28 protein-coding genes and 1 tRNA gene are annotated in these 25635 nt (G+C 69.2%); 13 read left to right on the top strand and 16 right to left on the bottom strand.

Annotated elements, in window-relative coordinates:
* Positions 1–47 precede the first annotated feature (47 nt).
* Entirely contained in the window at positions 48–1238 is a 1191-nt protein-coding gene (locus tag SK803_RS27875) for an amidohydrolase (RefSeq protein WP_319969075.1), read from the top strand.
* Here SK803_RS27875 and SK803_RS27880 read toward each other — a convergent pair.
* The gene (locus SK803_RS27880; protein WP_319969076.1) at positions 1231–1854 is read right to left on the bottom strand and encodes a TetR/AcrR family transcriptional regulator; all 624 of its coding nucleotides are present in this window, start codon (positions 1852–1854) and stop codon (positions 1231–1233) included. The two genes, SK803_RS27875 and SK803_RS27880, sit on opposite strands and share 8 nt — an antisense overlap.
* Positions 1855–1952: 98 nt before the next feature.
* Between SK803_RS27880 and SK803_RS27885 the strand changes: the two genes are divergently transcribed.
* On the top strand, positions 1953–3476 hold the full coding sequence (locus SK803_RS27885) for a flavin-containing monooxygenase (protein ID WP_319969077.1): 1524 nt from the start codon (positions 1953–1955) through the stop codon (positions 3474–3476).
* Here SK803_RS27885 and SK803_RS27890 read toward each other — a convergent pair.
* Entirely contained in the window at positions 3451–3852 is a 402-nt protein-coding gene (locus tag SK803_RS27890; protein WP_319969078.1) for an SRPBCC family protein, read from the bottom strand. The two genes, SK803_RS27885 and SK803_RS27890, sit on opposite strands and share 26 nt — an antisense overlap.
* Before the next feature lie 5 nt (positions 3853–3857).
* Positions 3858–4208 (bottom strand): VOC family protein, encoded by a 351-nt coding sequence (locus tag SK803_RS27895; RefSeq protein WP_319969079.1) that lies wholly within the window; start codon positions 4206–4208, stop codon positions 3858–3860.
* 110 nt (positions 4209–4318) lie between these two features.
* Here SK803_RS27895 and SK803_RS27900 point away from each other — a divergent pair, with 110 nt between their 5' ends.
* A complete protein-coding gene (locus tag SK803_RS27900; protein ID WP_319969080.1) occupies positions 4319–5161 on the top strand; it encodes a helix-turn-helix domain-containing protein in 843 nt (280 codons plus the stop codon).
* 101 nt (positions 5162–5262) lie between these two features.
* Here the strand turns inward: SK803_RS27900 and SK803_RS27905 are convergent, their stop codons facing one another.
* Positions 5263–5418 (bottom strand): hypothetical protein, encoded by a 156-nt coding sequence (locus SK803_RS27905; RefSeq protein WP_319969081.1) that lies wholly within the window; start codon positions 5416–5418, stop codon positions 5263–5265.
* A 57-nt stretch (positions 5419–5475) separates the two neighbouring features.
* Here SK803_RS27905 and SK803_RS27910 point away from each other — a divergent pair, with 57 nt between their 5' ends.
* Positions 5476–6084 (top strand): lysoplasmalogenase, encoded by a 609-nt coding sequence (locus SK803_RS27910; protein ID WP_319969082.1) that lies wholly within the window; start codon positions 5476–5478, stop codon positions 6082–6084.
* Positions 6085–6162: 78 nt separating this feature from the next.
* Positions 6163–6236: transfer RNA gene (locus SK803_RS27915), tRNA-Lys, on the top strand.
* A 54-nt stretch (positions 6237–6290) separates the two neighbouring features.
* Here the strand turns inward: SK803_RS27915 and SK803_RS27920 are convergent.
* Positions 6291–6863, bottom strand: coding sequence for a TetR/AcrR family transcriptional regulator (locus SK803_RS27920; protein WP_319969083.1), 573 nt, complete (start codon positions 6861–6863; stop codon positions 6291–6293).
* A gap of 112 nt (positions 6864–6975) precedes the next feature.
* On the opposite strand from SK803_RS27920, the gene SK803_RS27925 reads away from it, so the two are divergent.
* Together SK803_RS27925 and SK803_RS27930 are read left to right on the top strand one after the other, a co-directional pair.
* Entirely contained in the window at positions 6976–7410 is a 435-nt protein-coding gene (locus SK803_RS27925; protein ID WP_319969084.1) for a DUF6069 family protein, read from the top strand.
* Positions 7411–7459: 49 nt separating this feature from the next.
* Positions 7460–7696, top strand: coding sequence for a hypothetical protein (locus SK803_RS27930; RefSeq protein ID WP_319969086.1), 237 nt, complete (start codon positions 7460–7462; stop codon positions 7694–7696).
* Here SK803_RS27930 and SK803_RS27935 read toward each other — a convergent pair.
* The 5 genes from SK803_RS27935 to SK803_RS27955 all read right to left on the bottom strand — a co-directional run bounded on the left by SK803_RS27935 (position 7693) and on the right by SK803_RS27955 (position 14321).
* The gene (locus tag SK803_RS27935) at positions 7693–8430 is read right to left on the bottom strand and encodes a GAF domain-containing protein (protein WP_319969087.1); all 738 of its coding nucleotides are present in this window, start codon (positions 8428–8430) and stop codon (positions 7693–7695) included. The genes SK803_RS27930 and SK803_RS27935 overlap by 4 nt on opposite strands.
* Before the next feature lie 45 nt (positions 8431–8475).
* Positions 8476–9180, bottom strand: coding sequence for a GAF and ANTAR domain-containing protein (locus SK803_RS27940; protein WP_319969088.1), 705 nt, complete (start codon positions 9178–9180; stop codon positions 8476–8478).
* 105 nt (positions 9181–9285) lie between these two features.
* Positions 9286–9954 (bottom strand): GAF and ANTAR domain-containing protein, encoded by a 669-nt coding sequence (locus SK803_RS27945; RefSeq protein ID WP_319969089.1) that lies wholly within the window; start codon positions 9952–9954, stop codon positions 9286–9288.
* Positions 9955–10073: 119 nt separating this feature from the next.
* Positions 10074–10901, bottom strand: a complete 828-nt coding sequence (locus tag SK803_RS27950) for an ANTAR domain-containing protein (RefSeq protein ID WP_406601588.1) — start codon at positions 10899–10901, stop codon at positions 10074–10076.
* A 234-nt stretch (positions 10902–11135) separates the two neighbouring features.
* Positions 11136–14321 (bottom strand): S8 family serine peptidase, encoded by a 3186-nt coding sequence (locus SK803_RS27955; RefSeq protein ID WP_319969092.1) that lies wholly within the window; start codon positions 14319–14321, stop codon positions 11136–11138.
* Positions 14322–14513: 192 nt separating this feature from the next.
* On the opposite strand from SK803_RS27955, the gene SK803_RS27960 reads away from it, so the two are divergent.
* From SK803_RS27960 to SK803_RS27975, 4 genes are all read left to right on the top strand, one after another.
* The gene (locus SK803_RS27960; protein ID WP_319969093.1) at positions 14514–14861 is read left to right on the top strand and encodes a VOC family protein; all 348 of its coding nucleotides are present in this window, start codon (positions 14514–14516) and stop codon (positions 14859–14861) included.
* A gap of 297 nt (positions 14862–15158) precedes the next feature.
* Complete coding sequence (locus tag SK803_RS27965) at positions 15159–16151, top strand: fatty acid desaturase family protein (protein ID WP_319969094.1); 993 nt, start codon at positions 15159–15161, stop codon at positions 16149–16151.
* A 107-nt stretch (positions 16152–16258) separates the two neighbouring features.
* Positions 16259–18139 carry a hypothetical protein gene (locus SK803_RS27970; protein ID WP_319969095.1) on the top strand — a complete coding sequence of 627 codons (1881 nt, stop codon included), beginning with the start codon at positions 16259–16261 and terminating at the stop codon, positions 18137–18139.
* Positions 18140–18190: 51 nt separating this feature from the next.
* Complete coding sequence (locus tag SK803_RS27975) at positions 18191–18892, top strand: SDR family NAD(P)-dependent oxidoreductase (RefSeq protein ID WP_319969096.1); 702 nt, start codon at positions 18191–18193, stop codon at positions 18890–18892.
* A 48-nt stretch (positions 18893–18940) separates the two neighbouring features.
* Here the strand turns inward: SK803_RS27975 and SK803_RS27980 are convergent, their stop codons facing one another.
* From SK803_RS27980 to SK803_RS28000, 5 genes are all read right to left on the bottom strand, one after another.
* Complete coding sequence (locus SK803_RS27980) at positions 18941–20137, bottom strand: cytochrome P450 (RefSeq protein ID WP_319969097.1); 1197 nt, start codon at positions 20135–20137, stop codon at positions 18941–18943.
* Positions 20138–20151: 14 nt separating this feature from the next.
* A complete protein-coding gene (locus SK803_RS27985; protein WP_319969098.1) occupies positions 20152–20949 on the bottom strand; it encodes an ABC transporter permease in 798 nt (265 codons plus the stop codon).
* Positions 20946–21881: an ATP-binding cassette domain-containing protein gene (locus SK803_RS27990; RefSeq protein WP_319969099.1), complete on the bottom strand. Its 936-nt coding sequence runs from the start codon at positions 21879–21881 to the stop codon at positions 20946–20948. Before SK803_RS27990 ends, SK803_RS27985 begins: the two co-directional genes overlap by 4 nt.
* A 10-nt stretch (positions 21882–21891) precedes the next feature.
* Entirely contained in the window at positions 21892–22734 is an 843-nt protein-coding gene (locus tag SK803_RS27995) for a DUF4097 family beta strand repeat-containing protein (protein WP_319969100.1), read from the bottom strand.
* Between the two features lie 69 nt (positions 22735–22803).
* Positions 22804–23322, bottom strand: coding sequence for a ribbon-helix-helix protein, CopG family (locus SK803_RS28000; RefSeq protein WP_319969101.1), 519 nt, complete (start codon positions 23320–23322; stop codon positions 22804–22806).
* Positions 23323–23532: 210 nt separating this feature from the next.
* Here SK803_RS28000 and SK803_RS28005 point away from each other — a divergent pair, with 210 nt between their 5' ends.
* A complete protein-coding gene (locus tag SK803_RS28005; protein ID WP_319969102.1) occupies positions 23533–24048 on the top strand; it encodes a SigE family RNA polymerase sigma factor in 516 nt (171 codons plus the stop codon).
* Positions 24038–24817: a hypothetical protein gene (locus tag SK803_RS28010; protein ID WP_319969103.1), complete on the top strand. Its 780-nt coding sequence runs from the start codon at positions 24038–24040 to the stop codon at positions 24815–24817. The genes SK803_RS28005 and SK803_RS28010 overlap by 11 nt, the downstream gene beginning before the upstream one ends.
* Positions 24818–24830: 13 nt before the next feature.
* Here the strand turns inward: SK803_RS28010 and SK803_RS28015 are convergent, their stop codons facing one another.
* Positions 24831–25619, bottom strand: coding sequence for a TIGR02452 family protein (locus SK803_RS28015; RefSeq protein ID WP_319969104.1), 789 nt, complete (start codon positions 25617–25619; stop codon positions 24831–24833).
* Between the last annotated feature and the right edge of the window lie 16 nt (positions 25620–25635).

The following is a 25635-nucleotide window of genomic DNA, read 5'->3' on the forward strand; positions in this document are numbered from 1 at the left end:
CTTCGGAACGAACCGCGCACCGGATTGGCTCGTGACAGGATCGGGTGATGACCGACCTGCGCGAGCTCTACCTCGACCTGCACCAGCACCCCGAGTTGTCGTTGCAGGAGTTCCGCACCGCCGGACTGCTGGCGGACGCGCTGCGGCCGTTCGGCTTCGAGGTCACCACCGACGTCGGTGGCACCGGCGTGGTCGGCGTGCTGCGCAACGGCGACGGGCCGGTCGTGCTGCTCCGCGCGGACATCGACGCGCTGCCCGTCGAGGAGAAGACGGGGCTGCCTTACGCCTCGACCGCTCGTGCGACCAACTCCGACGGCGAGGACGTGCCGGTGGCGCACGCGTGTGGGCACGACATGCACGCCACGTGTCTCATCGGGGCGGCCGAGCGGCTCGTGCACACGCGTGCGGAGTGGTCCGGCACGTTGCTCGTGGTCTTCCAACCGGCGGAGGAACTGGGCTGCGGCGCGCGGAACATGGTCGACGACGGGCTGTTCGACCGGTTCGGCAAGCCCGACGTGGTTCTGGCACAGCACGTCGGGCCGTTGCCCGCCGGGATGATCGCGTACGGCAGCGGGCCGGTGATGGCCGCGTCCGACGCGGCTCGGATCACCTTGTACGGGCGGGGCGGCCACGGGTCGGCGCCGGAGACCACGGTTGATCCGGTGTTGATGGCCGCACATGTTGTCGTGCGGTTGCAGGGGATCGTCTCGCGCGAAATCTCACCGTCGGAGCGTGCCGTCGTCACGGTGGGACGGTTGCAGTCGGGCACCAAGTCGAACGTCATTCCGGAGACGGCCGAGATCGGGGTCAGCATCCGGACGTTCAGCGAGCACAACGCCGGCATTGTCCGCAGTGCGGTCGAACGCATCGTGCGTGCCGAGGCCGCCGCGTCCGGCGCGCCGCGGGAGCCGGAGATCGAGTGGCACGGCGCCACTCCGGTGCTCACCTCCGATCCTGACGCGACCGCGCGGACGGTGGCCGCGTTCACCGAGCACTTCGGCGCGGAGCGGCTGATCCCCAACGCGTCGGTCAACGCCAGCGAGGACGTGGGCGTGTTCGGGACGGCGGCCGGGGTACCGACGGTGTTCTGGTTCTTCGGCGGCGTCGACTTCTCGAACTGGGAGCCGGGGCGCGCGGTGGCGATGAACCACTCCCCCGAGTTCGCGCCGGAGATCGAGCCGACGCTGACCACCGGGGTCGAAGCGCTGGTCGTGGCCGCGCGGGCGTGGCTCAGCTAGCGATTCCGTCGTACATCACGCGTCGCACCGCCTCGCTGAGCGCACGCTGGTCCTCCGGCGTGCGCAGCGAGGTGATGGCCGAGCCGAGGATCATGCCGTTGATGGCCCTGGCGGTGTTGTCGACGTCGAGGTCGGCGCGCAGGTAGCCCAGCTCGACGCCGTGCGACAGGTAGGCCGCGGTCAGGGCGGCGGCCAGGTCGAACAGGTCGAGGATGCGTTCGGCCATGGCCCGGTCGATGCCCGGCGCCTCGAAGAGCAGCAACCTCGGCACCCTGGGGTCCTCGCCGAAGATGCGGGCGAGTGACTCGCCGATGCGCGCGGACTGCTCGCGGTACTCGGCGAGCGTGGAGACCGCGTCCGGCGCGTTCTCCGCGGTGAGGGCGCCGGTGATGCGGGCGACCAGCTCGTCGACCACGTGGTCGACGATGTCCCGCTTGTTCTGGAAGTAGCGGTAGAACGTGCCGTGCCCGATGCCCAGGCGCGTGGCCACGTCGGCGATGCCGGTGGCGTGGTAGCCGCGTTCGGCGAAGCAGTCGAAGGCCGCGTCGATGATCTCGCGGCGCAGTTCCAGCTTCTTGCGCTCGGCGCGGCTCACTGGTTCGGCACTGGACGTCATGCGCCCAAGTCTATGACCTGCGGACACTTGTGATCACCCGATAACTGACATACGGTTCCGAAACTGACATGCGATTCCGTTTCGGCGAGGAGGTCAGGATGACCCCGCAGTACGACGCGATCGTCGTCGGTGCCGGGTTCGGCGGCATGGGCGCGGCGATCGAGCTCAAGCGGCTCGGCCACCACGACCTGCTGATCCTGGAACGGGAGGACGACCTCGGCGGCACCTGGCACGTGAACCGCTATCCGGGGCTAGCCGTGGACATCCCGTCCTCGACCTACTCCTACTCGTTCGAGCCGAATCCGCACTGGTCACGACTGTTCGCGCCGGGCGAGGAGCTCAAGCGGTACGCCGAGCACGTCGCGGACAAGTACGACCTGCGCCCGTCGATGCGCTTCGGTGTGGAAGTGACCGGCGCGGCGTGGCGCGACGACCACTGGGAGGTCACCGCGGGCGGTGAGACGGTGACCGCGCGGTACCTGGTGACCGCCACCGGGTTCCTGTCGATGCCGAAGACGCCCGACATCGCGGGCATCGACACGTTCGCGGGCAAGGTCGTCCACACCGCCGCCTGGGAACCGACGGACCTGACGGGCAAGCGGGTGGCGATCATCGGCACCGGCGCCACGGCCGTGCAGCTGATCCCCGAGCTGGCGAAGTCCGCGTCCGCGTTGACCGTGTTCCAGCGGACGCCGATCTGGGTCAGCCCCAAGCCCGACTACCGGATCCCGCGCGCTGCCAGGACGTTGTTCGCACGGCTGCCGTTCGTCCAGCGGGCGGTGCGGTGGCTCGGCAGTTCGATCCTCGAGCTGATGATGATCTCGGGAGTGGTGCACTACAAGCAGTTGCGGATCGCGAACCGGCTGGCCGAGCGGTGGTGCCGGACGCATCTGCACCGCCAGGTCCGCGATCCCGGACTGCGCCGCAAGCTCACGCCGGACTACTCGTTCGGCTGCAAGCGGCCCACGTTCTCCAACGACTACTTCCGCACGTTCACCAAACCGCACGTGCACCTCGAAACGGCCACCGTCGAACGGATCGACGCCACCGGCCTGGTGACCGCGAACGGCAGGGTCGACGTCGATGTTCTGGTGCTGGCAACGGGATTCGACCTCTGGGACACCAACTTCCCTGCGTTCGAGGTGATCGGGCGGGACGGCGAGGACCTCGGCGCGTGGTGGCGGCAGAACCGGTTCCAGGCCTACGAAGGCGTGACCGTGCCGGGCTTCCCGAACTACCTGTCGCTCAACAGTCCGTACTCCTACAGCGGACTGTCGTACTTCACGACGATCGAGTGCCAGATGACGCACATGCGGAGGCTTTTCACCGCGATGCGCGCACGGAACGCTCAGCTGTTCGAAGTCACCCGGCAGGCCAACGACGAGTTCCTCGAACGCATGCGCACGAAGGTCGCGCGGAACTCAGTGTTCTCACTCGGCCAGTGCGCCACCGCGCACAGCTACTACTTCAACCAGCACGGCGAAGCCACCCTGCTGCGGCCGACCTCGACGATCAGCGCCCACCGCGCGGCGAGCCGTTTTCCGGTGGAGCACTACAAGTACTCACCGATCCCCGCGGAGGCTCACCGCGCGCGGCTCAACGGTCGTCGAGAGTCCGCTTGATGACGTCCAGGCCGCGGGACATCGACTCGGCCATGGGCACGGCCAGCCGGTCGGGAAGCACGTCGCGGGTCCACACCAGCCGGCAGCGCCGTTCACCGTCGGGGAAGGCCTGCATGGAGGCGTTGTCGTGCTCGGGCTCCACGGAGCCGCCGACGATCGAGTAGGCGATCCGGCGCGCTTCGTCGTCGACACCGATGCGCCGCTCCCTGACCACCGTGCCGTCCGCGAACGTGACTGTCCGGTAGTCACCTTCCGCCTCGGTGCTCACCACGAACCCCGGTGCCATCCGCGACGGGCCAGTGGCGAACTCGCCGATCACCTTCCACACGTCGCCGGCGCTCGACTCGATCACGACTTCCCTGCTGATGGAGGCCATGCGGGTCACCCTGCCAGACAGAGCAGGTGGCCCTGCGGGTCGGCCAGCACGGTCCACTGCCCCTCGCCGGGCTGGAAATCCGGTTTGGTGGCACCGAGTTCGAGCAGCTGCTTGACCGCGAGATCGAGGTCGGCGACCTGGAAGTCGAGGTGCGTGCCGGCCGAGCCGGGCCACGCGGGCGGCTGGTGGTCCGGCACACGGACGAGGGCGAGCTGGACGCCGTCGCCGCCCAGGTAGACGGAGTCCTCGTCGCTGGAGGTCACCTCCCATCCCGTGACCGCGCGGTAGAACTCGGCCAGCGGGCCGGGGTCGGCGCAGTCGAGGACGATCGTGGTGAGCTGGGCCAGTGCGGGCATGATTTCGACTCCTTCCGGGTTGATGCGCACCAGCCTCCGCCACGACCTGTCCACCGGTCTTGAACATCCTTGCGCCGAAAATTGTCAGACCCCGCCCCTAGCCTGAAGGGGTGCTCTCCTTCATCGACCTCGCGGCCCGTCCGGAGTTCACCGTGTCCGAGGTGGACTGCCGCGACGACCACCGCGGCTGGACGACGGAACGGCCGCGCGAGGACGTGCGGCTCGTGCTCGTGCGCAGCGGTGGGTTCCGCCGCCGGGTTCGGGGTGTCCGCACCGATCTCGACCGCACGGTGGGCTATCTCGGCTTACCCGGCGAGGAGGAGCACTTCTCGCATCCCGCCGGTGGCGACGTGTGCACGTCGATCAGCCTGCGAGCCGACCTGTGGCGTGCGATGGCCGGTGAGGCGCCGCGATTAGCCGGTTCGTCGCTGTACGTCGACAGCAGGCTCGACCTCGCCCATCGCCGGCTTCTCGCGGCCGCCCGGGACGACGGGGCCGAGGAACTGGTGAGCCTGGTGGCGCAGGCCGTCCAGAGGGTCGTCACCACGCCGGTGCCGTCCGGCAGCGGTGACGAGGTGCTGGTGGCGAGGGCCCGTGCGGTGATCGGCGACGACCACCCGGCCGCGGCGGGCCTGATTCCGCTCGCCGAGCTGCTGGGCGTCTCGCCGTACCGGCTGAGCCGCGCCTTCACCGGCGCGCTCGGGGTGTCGCTGACCCGCTACCGCAACGGGCTGCGCGTCTCCCGCGCGCTGGATCGGCTGGAGGACGGGGAACCCAGCCTCGCCGTGCTCGCCGCCGACCTCGGGTTCGCCGATCAGGCGCACCTGTGCCGGACGGTGCGCGAACACCTCGGCCACACGCCAACCGCACTGCGCAGACTTCTCGGCGCAAAACGCACAACAACGCCCACCAAGGAATGTGCGGCAGCAAGTCCGACAAAGGCCCACCAATAGTCGGGCGTGAACAAGTCAGTACTTGTTGACGATCGTCCGGGAACTCATTCTCTCCCTCACACTCGTGCTGGCCGCGGCAGGTTCCCTGGTCGCAGCCGTTCTCACCCAGACCGGTGCGCCAGCCCCAGAGCCAGACCGCCGACGCACTGGCGGTGGACACGGATCACGGCGGGCACCACCACGCTCGGCACGCTGACCTTCAAGTTCACCGGCGTGGAGGACGCCTCGCTGCAGACGTCGTTCGTGATCGACGACACGGCACTCACCCCGAGCTGAACGTTCTAGCCTGAGCACCTCGACGGCGAGAGGTGCTCATGAGGAAGCAGGCGTACGCGGTTGCCGCGGTCGTGGACTCGATCGCGGCGACCGTGCAGCGAGCCAAGGCCGTGCGTCCCATCAGCAAAACGGCCCTGATGCCCGCCCTCGCGGTGGCCAGCCCGCCCCGCGACCCCGGCATGGCAGTAGGCCTGGCCGGCTCCTGGGCAGGCGACGTGGCCCTGCTCGGCGACTCGGACCGAGCGTTCCGCACCGGACTGTTCAGCTTCCTGGTGGCCCACATCGGTTACACCGCGGCGCTGGCCCGGCGGTCCCGGCCAGGCTCCCGCAAGGCGGTCGTACCGATCGTGGCCGCCTCAGCCGCCGGCGCCTTCGCGTTCGCCCGCGCAGCAGGACCAATGGGACGCCCAGTCGGCCTCTACGCGCTGACGCTCGGCACCATGGTCGCCGCGGCGTCGACGGCCCGCGGACCGGGCGCACGACGGGTTTTCGGTGGTGCGGCACTGTTCGCGGTGTCGGACGCACTGCTCGGGGCCAGCCGGTTCGTCCTCAAAGGACGCGCGGCGAAGGTCGCCTCGGCCGGGGTGATGCCGACCTACACGGCGGCGCAGTGGCTCCTCCACACCGGAGTCGAGCAGGGCAGGTGACCCCGCGCGAAAACCCGTTGGATGCCCTGTGCTAACGTTCTTGATGTCGGAACGAGCAAGGCTCCGGCACACAAACAAGCGCCGCTAGCTCAGTTGGTTAGAGCAGCTGACTCTTAATCAGCGGGTCCGGGGTTCGAGTCCCTGGCGGCGTACTCCAGAGAAGCAGGTCACAGTTTTTGTGACCTGCTTCTCTGCTTTTGTCGTACCTATTCTCCGGTATCGGGCCGGTGCCCGTGCAGGAACCGCCGCACGACGGCCTCGGGATCGACGGGCGTCTGGGTGGCTCGCTGATCGACCCGCCGGGCGATCGACCGCATCATCACGGGGCCTACCAGGGCGAAGAACGTGTGCCGTGGCGGCTCCGTGACGAGGGCGCCTCGGCGCTGGTGGTGCAGGATCACCGCGTCCACCCGTTCCAGCAGGGCCTCCGGTTCGGTGAGCACCGCGGCCACCTCCGGGCTGAACTTCGCCTCCCTCATCAGGGTGAGCACCACGCCTCCGCGTGTTTCATAGAGCCGCGAGTAGTAGGTCACGATCGTGAGCAGGTCGGCTGCCACGTCGTCGCCCGGTGCGTCGAGGTCGAGCGCGAACCCCGCGAAGTTGCGGCGAACTGCCTGCCTCAGCAGGTTCTCCTTGGAGCCGAACCGGCGGAACAGCGTCGCCTCGTTGATTCCGGCGGCGTCGGCGATCGCGCGGGTGGCCGCCCGTTCGTAGCCCTGTTCGGCGATCACCGCCAGCATCGCGTCGAACACCGTTTCGTCGGTCACCCGGCTGGCCACGCGTCCTCCTCCATCCTCAGCCGATGCAAGTGGTCGCTTGCATCAGCGTGACCGCGTGGCTACGGTGATTGCAAGTGACCGCTTGCAATTCAGCTTACCCAAGGACGGGCTCATGGCCGACACCAGCTTCCCCGCTCCCTCCTCGACTCTCGCGCCGAGTACCGGGGAGGTCGTCGTCGGCCTTCTCGGTGCCGCGGTCGTCTCGATCGTCGTCAACGCGCTGATCGCCCTGGTGGCGGGCAAGTTCGTGCCCGCGGGTGCCGAGCGCATGGGATTGGCGCTGGCGGAGTACGCGCCGGCCACGGTGATCGGCATCCTGCTCGGCACGCTCGGCTGGTACCTCGTGCGACGCTCCGCCCGCGACCCGCGGCGAGTGTTGCGCGTCCTGGTGCCTGTCGTCGTCGTGCTGTCGTGGATCCCGGACCTGGGCGTCCTCGCCGCGGGCGCCACCTTGGTGAACTCCCTCGCGTTGATCGCGATGCACACCGTCGTCGCCGTCGCGACGGTGCCCGTGCTGTCGCGTGTCATGCCACTTCGGGCCAAGTGAGCCGCGCGGGACGGTCGCCATCCTCTCCGAGGTAGAGGAGGGTGAGGGCATGACCTCACCCGGCTGCGGTTCCGGCGACACGGCTGCGGCGCGGCGTCTCGTCGAAGCGATCGCGAGGCGTGCCGCGCTGCACGAGGCCGTGGGTGTCGTGCAGGCCTGGGGTGGCGGGCTGGAGCGGTTGCGCGATCAGCAGGACGATGCCGATCGTGAGGCGGAGGTCGCGCGGGTCAACGCCGTCATCGACGCCGCCGCCGAGCAACGGGCGGACCCCGACTGGGGCGACTAGCTCGCGTCCGCGGCCTGGAGCAGCGCGGCCGCGTCGAGGTCTCCGCCGGTGAGCTTGCGGGCCACGTCGCGGACCAGGCCGCGATTCGTTGCGGCGTAACCGAAGATGAGTCGGCGGGCCTCGTCCGTGCTGGTGTCGAGCGCGCCCGCGACCATGCCGATGGCGTGCGCGAGCATCACCCGGTCGTTGAGCGTGGTCAGGGTCTGCTCGGCCAGCCGGTGCGTGCGCGCCGGGCCGTCGTCCTGCGACAGGCCCAGCACCGCCAGGTCGGCCAGCACCTGGCCGAGCCGTTCCTGCCACGCCTCCCACGGGGTCACGGCCGCGTAGAACACGTTCAGACCACCGACCGCATCACCGGCCAGACGCATCGGCACGGCGTGCACCGCGCGGAAACCGGCATCGAGCGCGGCACGGGTGAACGCCGGCCAGCGGCCGGCGCCGTCCTCCAGGTCCGGACAGGCGACCATCGCGTCGTCACGGACGCAGTCCACGCACGGGCCTTCGTCGATCTGGCTCTGCAGCAGTTCCAGGAACCGCGCCCGCTCGTCCGACGCCGACACCACGCTCAACCCACCACGCGGATCGGCCAGCAAGACCCCGGTCGCCGAAGCGGAGAGCAGGCTCTCGCACGCGGCGGTGACCAGGCGCAGAACCGATTCGGCGTCGTGGCGGTCGACCAGGTTCGCCGTGAGCTCGCTCAACATGACGACGATCTGATCCTGGGCACGGGGCACTCCCGCAGCATACGACCCACCGCAGCCTGGTGCTGGTGGCACAGGTCAGTCCGCGAGCCGGTCGAGCGGGATGCGCCGGGCCAGCAGATCACGCGCCACGTCCAGCACCGATCGACCCGACGAGAACGCGTGTGCGCGCAACCGGGCGAACGCGTCCTCCAGGCTGATTCGCAGTTGTGCGGCCAGCAAGCCGGTCGCCATGTTCACGTCCTGGTACGACAACGTCATCCGCAACTGATCCTCGTCGGCCTGTTCGCTCTGCTCGAGCAGAGCGTAGGTCGCCAGGTCCGCCAGCATCGCGGCATCGGCGGTCGCCGGCGCGGTCAGGCCGCCGGGGCGACGGCGGTACAGGTCGAGCGTGCCGAGCCTGATGCCGCCGACCTGAAGCGGGAACGCGAACATCGCCGTGAGGCCTTCCACCGCGGCCGCCGCGCTGAATCCCGGCCACCGCACGCCGTCCGAACCGAGGTCGGCGACCAGCACCGGCGTGGCGTCCCTGAACGCCGACACGCCAGGTCCCTCGCCCAGGGTGTACTGGATCTCCTCCAGCCGGGCGGCCCACTCGTCGCTGGCGCCGACCATCTCCTCGGCGCGGGCGTTGGCGCGCAAGGTCAACGCCGCGGCGTCCACACCCGGCAGGACGTGCAGGCAGGCGGCGCACAACGCCTGTGCCAGCGCCGCGCGCCCGGAGACCGCGGACGTGAACTCCTCCACCGCCCGCGCGAGCCGATCCCGACTCCGCCCGTCCACACCCGTCCCCTGACCAGGGGTCGCGCGGTCAGCCCAACCCGTTCCGGCATCAGGTACGAACCTAGACCGGATCACCACGGATGCGCACCACGGGTCCGCGGCAGGTCAGTCGGTCAGCTGATCGAGCGGAAGCCGCCGGGCCAGCACGTCCCCGGCCACGTCCACGACCGACCTGTCCGCGGCGAAGGAGTGCGCCCGCAACCGCAGGAACGCGTCCTCCAGACTGATCCGCAACTGGGCGGCCAGCATTCCGGTCGCCATGTTGACGTCCTGGTACGACGTCTCCAACCAGATCTGTTCTTCCCTGCCCATCCGCTCGTTCTGGATGAGCAGCATGTGAGACGCCAGATCGGCGAGCAACGCCGCTTCGAAGACGAACTCGGCGGGTAGCACCCCTGGCCTGCGGCGGTACAGCCCGAGCGTGCCGAGCAGGATCGCGCCGACCTGCAACGGGAAGTAGAACGCGGCCGCGAGTCCTTCATCCTGTGTGGTCCCGGCGAACACGGGCCACCGCACCTCGTCGACGCTCAGGTCCGGAACCAGCACAGGGCCGCGGGCCGCCACCGTCGCGAAGCCCGGCCCTTCACCCAGGGTGTACTGCGCCTCCTCGATGCCCGCCGCCCACGGATCGCTGGCACCGACCAGCTCCTGAGCACGGGATTCGCTGTAGAAGACCAGTGCCGCGCCGTCGACGTCCGGCAGCACGCGCACGCACACGGCGCTGAGGGCCTGTCCCAGTTCCGCACGCCCTGACGCCGTCCTGCACTTGAGCACCTGCTGTATGAGCCGGTTTCGGCGTTGCCCGTCCAACAGCTTTCCTCTGGCCGACGGTCATGCGTCGACTTCCAGCCTACGAACCCCGCCGGGTCTTCGCACTTCACGGCCTCAGTGGATCAGGGCAGATCCAGCTCGTCGTGGCGGCTCGCGACGATCTCGGCGAGCTGGACGAGCTTGACGTTGAGGTGCTGGGAGGAGCGGCGCAGCAGGTCGAACGCCTCGTCGGCGCTCAGCCCGCGACGGGCCATGAGAATCCCCTTGGCCTGCCCGATGACGTCGCGGGAGTTGATCGCGCGGCGCAACTGCTCGGCCTGCAGGGTGGCGCTGTCGACGGCCTCGGTGTGTGCCAGCGCCAGGGACGCGTGCGTGGCCAGCAGCAACGCGACCGCCTGGTCCGTCTGGTCGAGGCCGCCCCGCTCACGGGAGTAGATGTTCAGCGCGCCGGACAACCGCGGTGACTGGACGTCGGGCAGCAGTGCCGTGGACAACACCGCACCCATGCCGCGTTCGGCTGCCGCCGGGCCGAACCGCGGCCAGGACGGCGCGGTGGCCAGATCGGACGCGGCAGCGACGGCGGGGCCCGTCGGATCCGCCACGTCGAGGCAGGGGCCTTCCAGCAGGTCGTACTGCAGCTGGTCGAGATCGATCGCGACCTTGTCGGTCTCCACCGGGGTGTGGAACTTCCCGTCCCGTGACCGCAGGGTGATGCTGACCAGGTCCGCGCCGGGCACGACCTGCACCGCCGCGTCGACGACCTGCTGCAGCACCTCCCCCGCCGTGGTGGCGTCGAGCAGGGAGTAGGTCAGCGTGGCGAACTGCTGGGCCAGTGGCCCGAGCGGTGCGCCGTGATCGCGCCGGGGTGACCGGCCGGACGCGAGCGCCTTCTCGGCATCGGCCGCGAACCTCATGCGGTCGAGGTTCCAGTCGTCGGCACTGGGTGGCATCTGCGGCACCTCGGATCGTCTCCTTCCCGTCCGGCGGAACACCGGTAACGGTGGTTGGGGCTGACCGGGTGCTGCACTTTTGAACCCCTGGCCCGCGGTAGGCGATCCCGGCGCCTGGTGCTGGCGGCCGACGTACCGCTACTGCTTGCCGCAACTGTGCCAGATCCAGCCGGCAGAAGCAGAGGAGCAGACCGGCTGAAAAGCCGGCCTGCTCCTCCGTTCGTTCTCAGCGCGTCACTTCAGCGTGTACGCCTGGACGACCGTCTGGTCGACAGATCCGTTGGCATCGCTCACCTTCGCCTTGAAGGACACCGACTTGGCGTCCTTCGGGTGCACCAGCGTGAGCAGCCACCTGTCCCCCGCCTTGAACACGAGGGCCCGCTGCCACGTCCTGCCCCCGTCGTAGGAGACCTGGACCTGCGGCGTGCGGACGTCGGTGACGTCGGCCTTGGCACCGTTGCGCTGCACGGTCACCGGGATCGTGAGCACGCTGCCGGCCTTGGCCTGGTTGTGGTCGTCGAGCCTCGGTTCGAAGCGGACCGCGAGCAACGGCAGCACCTTCGGCTTGTCGCCCGCGACGGTCTCGGACGTGAACGTCCAGTCCGCCGTCACCTTCGACGACAGCGGGACGCGGTTGCCCTCGGCGTGCAGCTGGTAGGTGGTCTTCGCCGCGGGCACCACCGGGGCGAACAGGTTGCCCGGCACCGTGGATTCGGCGACGACCTTGCCGTTCGCGGTCAGCTTGGTGCTGCCGGTGCTGGCGCCGAAGTCGATCGCCGAGTGCTCACCGGTGCCGTCGGCGAACAGCGGCGTTTGCACGAACAGCTGGTCGCCCAGCCGAGCGCCCCACGCCGAGGTCCTCTCTGCCTGGACCGCGGGGAAGCCCGGGCCGAACACCGCGGTGTTCCACTGCTCGGCGCTCTTGGCGCCACGCCGGAACGTCTTCAGGTTCGCGTCGTCGATGATGGACGGCGGCGTGTTCGGGTCGACGTCCTCGACCAGCCACCGGCTCCACGCGATACCGGGCGTGTAGTACTCGGTCAGCTTGAACGGCAACGGGCCGTAGACGCCGTTGTTGCGGCCGCCGGACGAACCGGGGACGCGGGCCTTGTGCGTGGCCTCGACCTTGGCCATGTCCCGTTCGCGGTCGTGCTGCTCGATGGCGGCGGGCAGCCGCTCCTTGCCCGCGGTCTGCGAGTGGAACTGGTTCGGGCTGCCGTAGAAGCCGCCCTCGGCGTTCTGCTTGGCGAACACGCTGCCGGCGGACCACGTGAAGGCCGCGTCCGACGTGGCGGACGGGTGGACGTAGAAGTCCTTCCAGTCGCGCGTGCCCCAGCCGCTGCCGAACCCGAACTGCGGGGTCGTGATCTGCACGGACAACGACCCGCTCGCCTGCGTGACCTCCTTGTTGTCGACGGTGATCGACGGTTCGGAGGCGGTGCGGGCGTCGAAGGTCATGGTCTTGGCGCCGGTGAACTCGACGGACGGTTCGTAGGCCACGGTGAGCTTGCGGCGCACGTTCGGGTCCGGGGAGACCGTGTCGAAGTACGTGGTCACGAAGTACCGGCCCTTGGGCAGCCGGAGCTTCGCCGTGCCGGTCGGGGCGGCGCCGCTCAGGAAGGTGCGTCCGTCGTGGCCGAGCAGCAGATAACGCCACGCGTCGGCGGGCTTGCCGTCGTGGCCGATGTGGTTGAGCGTGAGCTCGTAGCTCTCCTGCTCCTTGTGCACGCCGATCGGCACGCGGACGCCGTTGGAGGCGACGACCGCGGCGCCGTAGAGGCCGTCCGGGCCTGCCACGCGGGTGTCGGCGGTGACCGACGCCTCCGCGGTGCCGCCCGCCGGGACCGTCAGCTTCGCCGGGGACACGCTGAACAGGCCGGCCGCCGCCGGCTTCTGCTCGGCGATGCTCAGGTCGAGCGTGAGCGGCTCGGTGCCGGTGTTGCGGTAGGTGATCTTCTTGGTGATCGGCTGGTCGTCGTCGTGCGGCCACTGGGCCGTGCCGAAGCTGACGCTGGCCGGAGTGGTGGCCGGGCTCGTGGTGACCGCGCGGGCCACGTCGACGCGTCCGGCGCCCTGGTCGAAGACGCCGGAGTCGGCGTAGGGCTTGGCGCTGTTCATCAGCGCGGTCTTGATCTCCGCCGGGGACCACGCGGGGTTCTTCGCCGCGAGGATCGCCGCGGCGCCCGCGACGTGCGGTGCCGCCATCGACGTGCCGGACAGGGCCACGTGACCCTCGTCGACCGGGGTGCCGATGACACCGTTCTTCGCCTTCGCCGCGACGATGTCCACGCCGGGCGCGGTGATGTCCGGCTTGATGGCGCCGTCACCGGTGCGCGGGCCGCGGCTGGAGAAGCCCGCCAGCTTGTCGTCGCGTTCGACGGCGCCGACGGTCAGCGCGGAGTCGGCGGCCGCGGGTGAGGCGACCGGGCCGCCGGAGTTGCCGGCGGAGACCACGAACAACGCGCCGTGCTCCGCGGTGAGCCGGTTGACGGCCTGCGACACGAGGTCGGTGCCGTCACTGGGGCTGTTGGTGCCGAGGCTCATGTTGACGACGTCGGCCTTGCCCGCGGCCCACTCCATGCCCTGGATGACACCGGACTCGCTGCCGCCGCCGTTGTCGTCGAGCACCTTGCCGTTGAAGAGCTTGGCGTCCGGCGCGATGCCCTTGTACTTGCCGTCACCGGTGATCGTCGAGGCGACGTGGGTGCCGTGGCCGAACTTGTCGTCGGTGGTGGCGGCCGGGGTGAAGTTCTTCTCCTCCACCACGGAGCCCTGCAGGTCGGGGTGTGTGACGTCGATGCCGGTGTCGAGCACGGCGACCGTGGCGCCGGAACCGGTGAAGCCCTGCTGCCACGCCTGCGGTGCGCCGATCTGCGCGGCGCTGCGGTCGAGCGAGGCGGTGAGACGGCCGTCGAGCCACACCTTGGCCGCGCCGGTCGTCCGCGCCGCCGACCAGAACCCGCCCGACTTGTCGGCGGTGACGGCGTGGGCGTCGATGCTGGGCAACGGCTTCGCGTCCGCCGAACGCAACCCCGCGCCGCCTTGGACGATCAACGGGATCGTGGTGCGGTTCGCGTCGTCGTAACCAGAGCGCGCGAGCAGCGAGACGTCGAACAGCCGCTGGTCGAGCGTCCCCGCCGAGATCTGCGGCTGGGCGTCGAGCGGGATGACGTGCAGGTCGCCCCGGTCGTCGGTGTAGTGGTGGAAACGGACGCCCTCACGGCCTTTCGCGGCCTGCGTCCGCACCTGCCCGTTGGCCACGTGCACGAGGTCACCCGTGATCAACGTGACCGTTGTCGTCAGACCACCAGCGTTGACCTGTTGCGGCGCACTGGTGGTCTCCCCCATTGCCGGAGGCACGGTCGCCGTGGTGACACCCACGGCGGCCGCCAGCCCTGCGGCGAGAATCGATTTCTTCAACGCGAACTCCCCATGTCCTGCGTCAGAGAGGGACGATGTTGCCCTCAGTGACACAGATACAGCAGAGAGTTGTTTTGTTGCGTCATTTTGGGTGTTGTGCCCGAATGACGGCCCGACCCACCCATTCGGCCTTCACCAAGACCGGGGCAATCAGGGCAGTCGCTGTCCTCATGCGGTGTCACGCTCCCGCGCATGATCGGACGATGGCACGGCCTGGTGATCGACTGCCCTGATCCGCGGGCCCTCGCGGAGTTCTACGAGAAGCTGCTCGGCATGATCCGGGTCCAGGACGACCCCGGCTGGGTCGTCATCGGCGACGCCCCCGACCGCCCCGGCGTCGCGTTCGCACGGGTCGAGAGCTGGCAACCACCGCGGTGGCCGCGGGAGTCGGCGCACATGCACTTCGACGTCCGCGTGGACGACCTGACAGCGGCCGGCGAGAAGGTGCTTGAGCTGGGTGCGCGGAAACTGGACGACAGCGACAAGTTCCACGTCTACGCGGACCCGGCCGGGCACCCGTTCTGCCTGGTTTCCCTTTAGTCCCAAGCAGAACGGATGCCGTCGGGGGTTCAGCACCGGCGGATCGGCGACCCCGGAGCCGCGCGCCATGTCACCCGAGAACCCGCGCGAACATCCTTTGTGGAGCATCCCGGCGCCGAGCCCGCGACGAGGACGGTCGCGTGGTCGACCACGACTTCCGACCCTCTCTGCGGGCGGCTCGCCGGAGATGTCGATCATGATCACTCCATCGTGTCGGCGCCGGGGCGACTTGTGCGGTTGGCGGCGACTTCATCACGTGTGCACGGCGTCGTGGAGGGGATCTGGCATTCTGCGCGAATGGCACTCCGGCAGGCGAGCGACTTCGCCCAGTTGTCCACCGAGATCAAGCAGGCAGGACTGCTTGCTCGGCGGCGTGGTTACTACATCGCTCGGATCACCGCGAACCTGCTGGTCTACGCGGGAGCGTGGGTGGCATTCGTGCTGGTCGGGGACTCGTGGTGGCAGCTCGCGGTGGCCGCGGTGCTCGCCGTGATGACCACGCAGCTGGCGTTCATCGGGCACGACGCCGGCCACAAGCAGATCTTCGCCTCCAAGAGGTGGAACGAGATCACCGGATACACCCACAGCGGGCTGGTCGGCGTCAGCTACGACTGGTGGGTCGGCAAGCACAACCGGCACCACGCCAACCCGAACCACGAGGACGAGGACCCCGACGTGGACATCTCGGTGCTCGCGTTCACGCAGCGCCAGGGTGAGGCCAAGCGCGGGCCGTTGCGGTGGATCGCCTCGCACCAGGCCGCGTTGTTCTTCCCGCTGCTGCTGCTCGAAGGCTTCGCGCTGCACTGGCACTCGATCAAGCACTCGGGCCGCGAGCGGTTCCTGATGATCGCGAACGTCGTGGTGTACCTCGGCGTGGTGTTCTGGATGCTGTCCCCCGTGTACGCGATCGCCTTCGTCCTGGTGCACCAGGCTTTGTGGGGCCTCTACATGGGAATCTCGTTCGCCCCCAACCACAAGGGCATGCCGGTGCTGTCGGCGGGGCACTCGCTCGACTTCCTGCGCAAGCAGGTGCTGACGTCGCGCAACATCCGCGGTGGCTGGTTCGTGGACATCCTGCTCGGCGGGTTGAACTACCAGATCGAGCACCACCTGTTCCCGAGCATGCCGCGGCCGCACCTGCGGCACGCGCAGGTGATCGTGAGCGAGTTCTGCCGGCAGCGCGGGATCTCCTATGCGCAGTGCGGCTTGTTCCGCTCGTACGGGTACGTGCTGGAGTACCTGGACGAGGTCGCGGCGCCGTTGCGCAGCAAGAGCAAGGCCGCCGTCTGACCCCAGGCGGCCAGATGTCCGAAAGTGGACAAAGGGTTCCCAAAAGGCTCGTCGGGCGTGCGCGGCGCTGGTTTCCTCGGTTGTAGACCGAACTGGGGGAATTTCACATGCGTAAACAACTCCTGGGCGTCCTCGCCGCAGGTGTGGCGTTGTCGCTCGTCGTCGGCGGTCAGTCCGCCGCTGAGCCGGCGGTGCAGGTGAGCCAGCCCGATCCGATGCTGGCTTTCCTGCCGCCAGAGGCCCGGATCGACTGGGCCGCGGTGCACCACAACCGGGAATCCCGCAAGCAGGCACGCGCGGCCGCGAAGGCACGCACCGCCGGCCAGCCGTTGGCGTACAACGAGAAAGAGGCGGCGGGCGCGCAGGGCGGCAACGACACGCCTGCCAAGGCCGAGCACGTGGCCGGGTTCGGCACCGGCCGGGGCAAGAACCCGAAGCTCACGCTCACCGGTGACCTCGCGACCGACCCCACCATCCCGGCGGTGCCGCCGTTCGCCGAGGTCAACGACGCGATCCCGCTCGGGAGCGACACCGGTGTGCCCGCGCGCGGCAGGGCCCTGCACACCAGCGGCACGATCGGCGACGGCCCGTACGGCAGCGGTGGCGACGGCTCCGGCGACCACGACTTCTACAAGCTGTCCGGTGGCACGACCGGCGTGTACGCGACCGTCGGGACGAACACGCCGACCGGTGACCTGGACACGTTCCTCGCCTCGTACGACGCGAACGGCGTGCTCATCACCCAGAACGACAACCTCGTCGGCACCACCGACAGCCGGTTGCGGGTCTTCGTGCCCATCGGGCAGGACGTCTACGTGATGGTCGCGGCGGCAGGCCCCGGCGCGATCCCGTCCGACCCGATGAAGCCGGGCACCGGCAAGAGGGCCGGCACCGAAGGCCTGTACGACCTGACCATCGCGACCGGCGACGGCCAGGCGGACGAGGACTTCTTCTCCGTCGACCTGAAGGCGGGCGACGTGCTCGGCGCGTCCGCGGCGGGCAAGGCGACCAGGGTGATGGTCCACGACCCGGCGGGCCGTGAGGTCTTCGGTTCGTCGCAGGACATCAGCTTCCTGTACGCCGAGAACTCCCCGATGCCCGCCGGCGGCAACGCGGTCGCCGACTTCGTGGCACCGAGGGACGGGCGCTACACCGTCGGCGTGGAGAACGGCGAGGGCCGTTACGACGTCACCGTCGAGGTCTACCGCCCCGGCTCGGAGCTCAACCAGCGGCCAGAGGTGCTGTCGATCTTCCTCGACTTCGACGGCGCGCGGGTCAACACCCGGATCTACGCGCCGGAGCCCGGCACCGGTGGCAACCGGGACCTCTCACCGCTGAAGAAGTTCCTGCCCGGCTGGGGACTCACCGACGCCGACGAGAACGCCGTGATCGACTCCGTGGTCGCGACCGTGCGCGAGAACATCGAGCACGACCTGGCCGCGAAGGGCACCAACAAGCGGTTCGCCGTGCGCGTCCTCAACAGCCGCGACCACGCGGACCCGTGGGGACAGCCGAACGTCAGCAGGATCGTCGTCGGCGGCTCGATCGCCGAGTCCGGCATCCAGACCATCGGCATCGCGCAGTCGATCGACGCCGGCAACTTCGGCAAGGAGGAGACCGCGCTGGTGCTGCTGGACATCCTCAGCTCACCCGCCGCGCAGTCGAGCGCCTCGCTGAACAGGTACATCACCCCGGCGAGCAACCGCGTCGCGTTCATCGGCAGGGCGATCGGCAACGTCACCGCGCACGAGGCGGGGCACATGTCCGGCAGCTGGCACCTGGACCAGTTCAACGAGGTGCCCAGCATCATGGACCAGGGCGGCAACCCGAAGGTGATGTTCGCCGTCGGGCCGGACGGCATCGGTGGCACCGCGGACGACATCGACGTCGACTTCACCGAGGACGTGCTCAACCCCAACGAGGGCTTCACCGGGGTCGAGGACACCCTCAACCGCACCGCGTGGGCGTACACCCGAGGCAGCAACTGACGGTCTGATTCCCGCCAGAACCCCGGCGGGGATTCCGCCAGGCTGATCGGCATGGGATCACTTGCAGGGAAAGCGGCTCTCGTCACCGGCGGGAGCCGCGGCATCGGGGCGGCGGTGGCCGAGAAGCTCGCCGCTCTGGGCGCACGTGTCGCGGTGACGTACCAGAACACCAAGCCGGACAACGTGTTCGCCATCCAGGCGGACAGCGCCGACCCCGATGCCGTTGTCACGGCGGTGGAAGAGACCGCCGCCGAGTTCGGCAGGCTCGACGTGCTCGTGAACAACGCGGGCGTGTTCCAGGTAGGACCACTGGAAGAGCTTGGGAGAGAAGAGTTCGACCACACGATGGCCGTGAACGTGCGCGCGCCGTACCTCGCGGCACGCGCGGCGGCACGGCACATGCGTGAGGGTGGCCGGATCATCAGCATCGGCAGCAACGTCGCGGTCTACGCGCCGTTTCCCGGCTTCGCCCTGTATTCGGCGAGCAAGACGGCGCTCATCGGGATGACCAAAGGACTTGCGCGTGAGCTGGGTCCCCAGGGCATCACCGCGAACATCGTCAACCCCGGCCCCACCGACACGGACATGAACCCGGCGGACGGGCCGATGGCGGACACGATTCGCGGACTGACCGCGTTGGGACGCTACGGACAGCCGGCGGAGATCGCCGAGCTGGTGGCGGCATTGGCGGGCGATGCCGGTGCGTACGTCACCGGCGCGAGCATCAATGCCGACGGCGGCTTCACCGTCTGAGGTTCGCAGCCGCGGAGGCCGGGTGCCCATGGCGCACCCGGCCTCTGATCACGCCCAGCTGACCGGCAGGGCGTGCACGCCGTAGATGTTCATGTCGGTCCTGAGCTTCACCTCACGGGCGGGAACCGCGAGGTGGAGGTCCGGGAACCGGCGCAGCAGCCCCTCGAACCCGGCGCGCATCTCGATGCGGGCCAGCTGCTGACCGAGGCACTGGTGGATGCCGTGCCCGAACGCCAGGTGCCCGCGGGCGTTGCGGTGCACGTCCAGCTGGTCGGCGTTCTCGAACCGCGCGGAGTCGTGGTTGCCCGCCAGCAGCGACAGGATGACCGTCGAACCCTCGCGGATCGTCTCCCCGAAGAACTCGATGTCCTCGGCGGCGTACCGGAAGAAGATGTCGCCGACCGCCAGGTAGCGCAGCAGTTCCTCGACGGCGTCGGGGATCAGCTCACGATTGGCGCGCAGCTCGGCCAGCTGGTCCGGGTGCTCCAGCAACGCGAACGTCCCCAGTGCCAGCATGTTCGCCGTCGTCTCGTGGCCGGCGAGCAGCAGCAGGAAGGCCATGCCGACGAGTTCCTCGATGCCGAGGTCCTCGTCCCTGGCCAGGTCGGACAGCATGTCGTCGACGGGCTCGGCGCGCTTGCCGATGACCAGTTCGGCCAGGTAGGTGTTGATCGCCATGTACGCGGCCATCTTGTCCTCCAGGTTCACCTCCCGCTCCATGAACTTGGAGGAGTTGAACTGGAAGGTCTCGCGGTCCGCGTAAGGGACACCGAGCATCTCGCAGATCACCAGTGACGGCACCGGAAGCGCGAACTCCTTGACCAGGTCGACCGGCGGGGTGAGGCTCGCCAGCTCGTCCAGCTGCCGCTCGGTGATCTCGATGATGCCTTCTTCCAGAGCCTTCATCCGCTTGACGGTGAACGCCCCGGTGAGCTTGCGCCGCAACCGGGTGTGGTCCGGCGGGTCCATGCTGATGAACAGTCCCGGCGTCTGCGGGGAAGGTTCGGTCTGCTCGGGCATTCCGGGAGTGGGGAACGGGACGTGGAGGATGCCGAGGTCCTGCCGGTTGCTGAACCTGGTGTCCGCTAAAGCTTGCCGGACCGCGTCGTAGCCGGTGACGAGCCAGCCCTCGTGGCCGTCGGGGAAGAGCATCGGGCTGATCGGGCGGGCCGAGCGCAGCTCCGTGATCCGGCTGGGCGGGTCGAACGGGTTCACGTCGCGTTCCATGGGAAGGCCGTGCTGCATGATCAGTGACTCCTTCAGCGGGTGGATTCGCGGTTGAAGAGCTTCTTGGACCAGAGGTAGCCGCCGACACCGATGACGACGCACCAGGCGAAGGCGATGTAACCGCTGTTGCCGATCGGCGTGCCCATCAGCAGGCCGCGCAGGGCGTCGATGAACGGGGTGAACGGCTGGTACTCGGCGAACCAGCGCAGTGCGGTCGGCATCGAGTCGGTGGGCACGAAACCGTTGCCGAAGAACGGAAGCAGGATCAGCGGCAGGCCGATGTTGCTGGACGACTCGACCGACTTGCTCGCCAGTCCGAGCGCGGCGGAGAACCAGATGAGCGCGAACGCCATGGACACCAGCAGACCGGCCAGCGCGAGCCATTCGACGAGGTTCGCCTGCGGCCGGAAACCGATCGCCACCGCGACACCGAAGACGAACGACATGGCGAGGATCGTCTGGACCAGGCTGCCGACCACGTGTCCGGTGAGGACGGAGACGCGAGCGATCGCCATGGTGCGGAAGCGATCCACGATGCCCTCGGTCATGTCCATCGCGATCGAGATCGACGTGCCCTGCACCGCCGCGGTGATCGCCATCAGGATGATCGTCGGCGTGACGTAGTTGAGGTACTCCGCGCGCCCGCCGGACGGTCCGCCGAGGCCGGCGCCGAGCGTGCCGCCGAAGACGTAGACGAACAGCAGCAGGAAGACGACCGGCATGATCAGCAGCTGGAACGTCATCGACGGGTAGCGGATCATCCGCTTGAGGTTGCGGCGCACCATCGTCGCCGAGTCCGCCAGAACGAATCGGGTCGGGGCGCAGGTCATGGCTGGGTCACCTTCTCGGAGTCGCCGGTGAGGGCGAGGAAGACGTCGTCGAGGTCGGGCGTGTGCATGCTGAGCGAGTCGACCAGGACCGCGTTGTCGTCCAGCCGGTCGAGCAGTGCCTTGAGCGAACGGACGCTGCCGTCGTTAGGCACGCGGAGGGCGAGCGCCTCACCGTCACGGGTCGCGTTGCTCACGATCCGCGTGGCGCTCTCGAGGTGCCGGGGATCGGTGAACTGCAGGAGCACGTGGCCACCGGGGATGCGGCGCTTGAGCTCGTCCGCGGTGCCCTCGGCCACGATCTTTCCCTGGTCCAGCACCGCGATCCGGTCGGCGAGCTCGTCGGCCTCCTCCAGGTACTGGGTGGTGAGGAAGATCGTGACGCCGTCCGCCACGAGCCGCCGCACGATCTCCCACATGCCGCGCCGGCTGCGCGGGTCGAGACCCGTCGTCGGCTCGTCGAGGAAGATCACCTCCGGCGAACCCGTCAGCGTCATGGCGAGGTCGAGCCGGCGCCGCATGCCGCCGGAGTAGGTGGACGCGGACTTGTCCGCCGCGTCGACCAGGTCGAACTTCTCCAGCAGCTGCTCGGCCTTGGCCCTGCCCTCCGCCCGGCCGAGGTGGTGCAGGTCGGTCATCAGCTTCAGGTTCTCCCGGCCCGTCATCAGGTTGTCGACGGCGGAGAACTGGCCGGTGACGCCGATCGCGGCGCGGACCGCGTCGGGGTCGTTCGCCACGTCGTGGCCCGCGACGGTCGCGCTGCCGCCGTCGGCCCTGATGAGCGTGGACAGGATCTTGACCATGGTGGTCTTGCCGGCGCCGTTCGCGCCGAGCAGCGAGAAGACGGTGCCGCGCTGGACGTTCAGGTCGACGCCCTTGAGCACTTCGTTGTCACCGTAGGACCTGCGCAGTCCGGTTGCCTTGATCGCGTTCATGGAGTTCCCCTCAGGCACGGCGGACGGAGATGTCGCCGAAGGACGTGTGGGCGGTGACCTTGACGGTTTGGGCGGAGTTGCCGGGCCCGTCGCTGCCCTCGAGCGTGTTGGTGACGCGGCCGAACCCGGTCTTGGCGTCGAGCCACGCGGCGGTCCCCTGGGCGATCCCGAGCTCGATGCCCCCCATCGCGGTGTTCAGCGTGACGGTGTCGCGGACGACCTCACCCACGCCGATGGATCCCATGGCGGTCCTGGCGTCCACGACACCACCGGCCCGTTCGACGTTGATGTCGCCGTTGGCCGACCGGGCCCGCAGTTCGCCCGTGACCGAGCCGACCTCGATGTGACCGTTGGAGTTCTTGACGACCAGCCCGCCGTCGACCGTGCCGATGCGGATGTGGCCGCTGCCGGTCTTGACCTCGGCGTTGCCCTTGACCGCGCCGACGTTGACCTGCCCCGCGCCGGTGTCCACCTTCAGCGGGCCGGTCCGGTCGAGGTGGATGTTGCCCGCGGACATGTCGACCTCGGTCACGCCCAGCACACCGGTGGTGCGGGTGCTGCCCGCCGTCACGTCGACGTCCACTTTGGACCCAGTCGGCAACTCGATCACGATGTCGACCGACCTGGTCTTCTTCGAGAAGTCGAACGTCCGCTTCGGCCCGCGGACCATCAGCGTGCCGTCGGAGTAGTCGACGCGGGTCTTCTGCGCGGCCTCGATGTCCGAGGAGTCGGACGGGTCGGACGGGCGCACGTCGACTTTGGTGTCGGCGCGGTCGCTCGCGACGATCTGGACGTAGCCCGCGTAGACGTCGAGCAGTACGGAAATCGGTTGTGGCGTGTCGAATTCAGGCATGGCTGTCCCCTCAGAAGGTGGTGGAAGAACATCCCCGCAGGTCGGGGCGATGTGGTGCAGGTGCGGTGGTTAGCGGACCCAGCCGACGAAACGCTGGGAGGCGGGAATGCCTCCGACGACCGTTTCGGGGCCGGCCTCGCGCTTCGGGCTCAGCTGAGCCGACGCGGCACGCACCAGCCACGCGTTGGCCGAACGGCCCTCTTTCGCGGCGGCCTCGTCGATCGCGGCCTTGAGCTGTTCGGGAAGACGGACGTTGATCCGGACGGTGGCGCCGTCCTCGAAGCCGGCCACGTCCTCGGCGGGCGCCGCGACGGGTTCCGGCGCAGCGGCGACCGGCTGTTCGGCCGGCCGGCGCGTCACGACGAACTTGGGATCCCGGCCCCGCAGCAGCACCTGCACCGAGTCCGGCGCCAGGTCCGCGGTGATCTCGTCGGCGGCGGCGGAGAGCGCTTCGAGCAGCGCCAGCCGAATCGCCGACTCCATCGACACGGTCAACCGCTCGACCAACGCGTTCGCCTCGTCACCGCCGGTCTCGACGGCGGTGAGCAGTTCGCGGCCGAGAGAAGCCACGTACGGGGTCAGATCCATGGCACCACTATGGCACACGGTGGCACCACCGGCAAGCATTTCTGGCTCAGCTTGGCATCAAAGTGGCTCACTGCAGGTCAGAGGCCTGATCGAGGAAGGTGACGGTCTCCGAGGGGGCGCACGGGGTCGGTGGCCATGAGCGGCATGCTGCCCACGTCAACCTGACTGCCCCATGTCAACCGAGACCTGAAGGGGGTCGTCTACCTGGGTGTGCAACGAGAACTGAGCGCCGACTTCGACCGGTTCGTGCTCGACCGGTCGACCGCGCTGCTGCGCACCGCGGTGCTGCTGGTGGGGGACGTCGGTCATGCCGAGGACATCCTGCAGACAGCGCTGATGCGGTTGGCCACGCGCTGGACGTCCGTCCACACGGCACCGGAGGCGTTCATCCGGCAGGTGCTGGTCAACCTGGCGCGCGACCGGTGGCGGCGGGCCCGCAGACGGGTGTCCGAACAGGAGCTGACCAACGCCGGCGTCGTGACCGGCGGCCGCGATCCCGCCGACACGGTGGCCGATCGCGACGCGGTGCGGCGGGCGCTGGCGAGGCTGCCCGGACGGCAACGGGAGGTGGTCGTGCTGCGGTTCTTCGCGGAGCTGTCGGTGGCGGAGACCGCGGAGGCGCTGCGGACTTCCGAAGGAACCGTCAAAGCGCACACGAGCCGGGCGGTCGCCCGGCTGAGGGAGCTGCTGGGCGAGAAGATCACGGAGAACGTTCATGGTGTCTGACAACGAACTGCTCGACGACGTGCGCACCGTGCTGCGCGCCGAGGTCGCGAACGTGACCGCGAACCCGGCCGAGCTGCTGGCCTCGGTCAGGCGCGGGCAGTCCCGGCGGCGTTGGCCGTGGCTCGTGGTTCCGCTGGTCGCCGCCGCCGCGGCCGCCGTCGTCCTGGTGCCCGCCGAGCAGCCCGCCGCACCCGTGGAGGTCGCGCAGGTGCTGGAGCGGACGAACACCGCCCTCGACGGCGTGCGCGGCATGGTGATCCACGAACAGGCGCCGGCCGGCGAGGGCGAGAAGTACTTCGAACCGGGCGAGCGCGGGCTGAGCGAACGGTGGCACGCCGCCGACGGCAGCGCGTTCCGCTACCGGGCCTCCGCGGACGGCAGGACGATCGTGGACCTGAGCCGTTCGGCCGCCGGGGACGTCTTCGTCGACCACCGCACGCGGACCTACCGCGCCAAGCCCGGCGAGACCCCGGACGACGAGGTCTGGACGCCGGAGAAGATCCAGAAGGCGATCCGGGACGGCCGCATCACCGTGACCGGGCCGGGCGAGCCGATCAACGGAACGCAGACCGTGCGGCTGCACATCGCGGAACGCAAAGCGGAAACCGCGGTCGAGATGTGGGTGGACGCCACCACCTACCTCCCGATGCGCTGGATCCTCGTGCAGGACGGGGCAACGCCGTACGACGTGACGTGGCTGCCGCCGACGCCGGAGAACCTCGCCCAGCTCAAGACCCAGATCCCGGACGGGTTCACCGAGGTCGACTGAACCGCCGAGGCCCTCACCCGGTGAGGGCCTCGGCGAAAGCCGCCAGCGTCGGCGTGCCCTTCTGCCTGTCCAGCACCGCGAACACGACGTGGTCGAAGTACCGGTTGTCGCGCAGCGCGGTCCGGAACGTCTCCGCGACGACCACCGGGTCGTTGCCGAAGACCCCACAACCCCAGGCTCCCAGCACGAGCCGCCGGTGCCCGTGCGCCGCAGCGACGTGCAGCACCCTCACAGCCCGCCGCAACAACGCGGCGGGAATGCCGTCGGCCCGCTCGGGCTGGTTCCGCACGATCGCGGACCGGTTGGGCGCCGCGGCCGTCAGAAACGAGACCTCGTACGGCTCGGGCAACAGCGTTCCCTTGTCGTCACGGAAGACCGGCACCCGAGGCGAGTAGATCACGCGATCGCTGTAGGTGAGGTCGTCGTGCGCGCGGTGGTACCGGTAGAAGTCACCGGCCGCGAGCAGACAGGGGTAGAGCGCCGACGCCCGCGCGACGCTCTCCTCCTGTGCCTGGGCACCGTTCAGGAACCCACCACCGGGGTTGCGCGCGGAAGCGAAGACCAGGCAGGCGATGTCGCCACCGAGCCTGCGCGCAGCCTCCAAAGTGGACTCGTTCGTCACGTCCACCCGAGCCGTTTCCCCTTGCGCGGGCAAGGACAACGCGTCCTCGGGCAAGTGGAGCCGTGTCCCCGACACGGCGGGTGTGACGGCGATAGAGACCTCACCCGTTGCGGTGGAGTAGGAACCTCGCTCCGAGATCTCAACGGTGTCGCGGGCGATCGCCCGCAGCCTGCTGCTCATGATGGAACCAATTGTC

The sequence above is a fragment of the Lentzea miocenica genome (assembly GCF_033949945.1).
In the GTDB taxonomy this organism is placed as follows: Bacteria; Actinomycetota; Actinomycetes; order Mycobacteriales; family Pseudonocardiaceae; genus Lentzea; species Lentzea miocenica.